At 76.8% G+C, this 1,733-nt stretch carries 1 protein-coding gene; it reads right to left on the bottom strand.

Annotated features, from left to right (window positions below):
• Positions 1–386 precede the first annotated feature (386 nt).
• The coding region (locus AAHZ94_RS33655) for a phosphodiester glycosidase family protein (RefSeq protein ID WP_349997491.1) at positions 387–1,733 on the bottom strand (1,347 nt) is incomplete at its 5' end.

Below are 1,733 nucleotides of genomic sequence, written 5' to 3' on the forward strand. Positions count from 1 at the left end.
GGCGGGCCGGGGGGGGGGGCTGGGGGGGGGCGCGGGGGGGCGGGGGGGGGGCCCCGGCGCGGGGGCGGCGCGGCCCCGTCGGGCGGCGGGACAGCGGCGGGATCGCGGCCGGGCGGACCGCGGCCCGGTCCCCGCGCGCAGGGGGGACCGGGCCATGGGGTGGGGGGCCGCACTGGCGGCTGCGGCCCCGCCCACCGCGGAGGCCGGGCCACCCTCAAGCGGCCCGGCGACACGGCGACTCAACAACACATCGGCGCTTCAACGCGCCAGCACTTCAGCACTTCGGCGCGTCAGCACCCCAGCACTTCCGCACGTCAGCACTCCAACGCTTCTGCACTTCGCCGCGTCAGCACTCCAACGCTTCGGCGCGTCAGCACTCCAACGCGTCAGCGCTTCAGCAGCAGCGCATCCCCCACCGCACGCTCGCCCGTGGCGTCCGACGGCATGGTGATCAGCTTGCCGTCGACGGCCATGGCCGAGGAGCCGCCGCCGTCGAGGCCCATCGCCTGACGGGCCCCCAACGAGCGCAGCAGGTTGGCCATCTCGTGCAGGCCGAGGCCGTCGCTGTAGCCGGGCTGGCGGCCCGCCGACGTCACCAGGAGCAGCCGGCCGCGGGCGTCCACCCCGACCGCCGTGCGCGGGTTGCGCTTGAGGGCCCAGGTGTACGCGAACGTCGGCTCGCCCGGGCGGTCGGTGCCGTCGGCCGCGAAGTCGAGGGCCACCCGGCCGTCCCTGACCAGTTGCGGGCCGCCACTGACGATGTCGTCGCCCCGGCCGATCCGTACCCGGCGGCCCCGCTCGTCGACGATCTTCTCCTCGACGGTGACCCGCTGCCCCACCGTGGCGTGCGTCTGGAGCCACTTCGCGCCCTCGCCGATGCCGGCCAGCACGCTGCCGTCCGCCGGCACCGCGCCGCCGCGCGGGCGCACCTCGCTGACCTGCCCGCGGGCGTCGATGACGGCCTCGATGCCGTCACCGGCCGGGGTGTCCGCGCCGAGTTCGCTGGTGAAGCGGACGATCTCATCCGGGTCGGTGCAGGTCACGTCGTGCAGCGGGCGCTCGGTGGGCAGGTCGCCGCCGGTGCCGCCGCAGTTGCGGATCTTGCCGGGGACGCGGTTGACGCCGTCGATGACCTCGGCGGCGCGGCCCGCGCGCACCCGCAGTTCGGTGCTCAGGTGGCGGAACTCCGGGCGCAGCCCGTTGCCGCGCAGCACCATCGCCACCCGGCCGTTGGTGGCCGCGCTCTGGAGCTTCCCGTCGTACGCGGCGATGCCCGCCGCCGCACCGGGCACCCCGTCCCGGCCGTCCATGACGAAGAACCCGGCGTTGACCGCGACCAGCGCGCCGGCCTGCGCCGCGATGTCGCTGACGTTCTCCCGCCCGGCCACGTGGGTGCCGTAACTGCCGGTGAGGCTCCCGCGGAAGGCGGCCGGGTCGATGACGGCCACCTTCACCTGCGCGAGGCCGGTGCCCTGCGTGCCGTCGCCGCCGGTCCACTCGGTGACCGCGTCGAAGCCGGCCGCCGCGACGGTCTTGCGCTGGGCGTCGGCCTGGTTCTGGCCGCCGAAGACACCCACCCGCACCCGTACGCCGAGCAGCCCGCTGCGGTCGGCGCCGCGCGGGTAGTCCACCCGCTCGGTCCTGGCCTGGAAGCCGGCCGCGCGCAGCCGCTCGGCCAGTTCGCCGGCCGCCGCCTGGGACACCACGTGCGCCCCGGCGGCGCCCCCGACCGG

Origin of the sequence: Streptomyces sp. HSW2009 (assembly GCF_040240285.1) — a bacterium.
GTDB lineage: Bacteria > Actinomycetota > Actinomycetes > Streptomycetales > Streptomycetaceae > Streptomyces.